The sequence below is a fragment of the Corynebacterium sp. HMSC068G04 genome (genome assembly GCF_001814885.1).
Lineage (GTDB): Bacteria > Actinomycetota > Actinomycetes > Mycobacteriales > Mycobacteriaceae > Corynebacterium > Corynebacterium hiratae.
Genome location: NZ_KV818321.1, coordinates 1 through 474, shown reverse-complemented (window position 1 = coordinate 474; position 474 = coordinate 1). Strand labels below are relative to the sequence as shown.

The window sequence follows — 474 nt, the reverse complement described above, 5'->3', positions numbered from 1 at the left end:
GCTTCGTCCCTGTCGAAAGGAGTTTACAACCCGAAGGCCGTCATCCCCCACGCGGCGTCGCTGCATCAGGCTTCCGCCCATTGTGCAATATTCCCCACTGCTGCCTCCCGTAGGAGTCTGGGCCGTATCTCAGTCCCAATGTGGCCGTACACCCTCTCAGGCCGGCTACCCGTCGACGCCTTGGTAGGCCATTACCCCACCAACAAGCTGATAGGCCGCGAGCTCATCTTGCACCGAAAAAACTTTCCAACCACCACACTAAAGGCAGTTCATATCCGGTATTAGACCCAGTTTCCCAAGCTTATCCCAGAGTGCAAGGCAGATCACCCACGTGTTACTCACCCGTTCGCCACTCGAGTACCAGTGCAAGCACTGGCCTTTCCGTTCGACTTGCATGTGTTAAGCACGCCGCCAGCGTTCGTCCTGAGCCAGGATCAAACTCTCCACAAAAAAGGCCGTGAAAAGCCCAAACCT

General features: G+C 56.3%; 1 rRNA gene. It reads right to left on the bottom strand.

What is annotated here, in order from left to right:
* Positions 1–450, bottom strand: a 16S ribosomal RNA gene (locus HMPREF2993_RS05920); the annotation flags it as partial.
* Positions 451–474 lie beyond the last annotated feature (24 nt).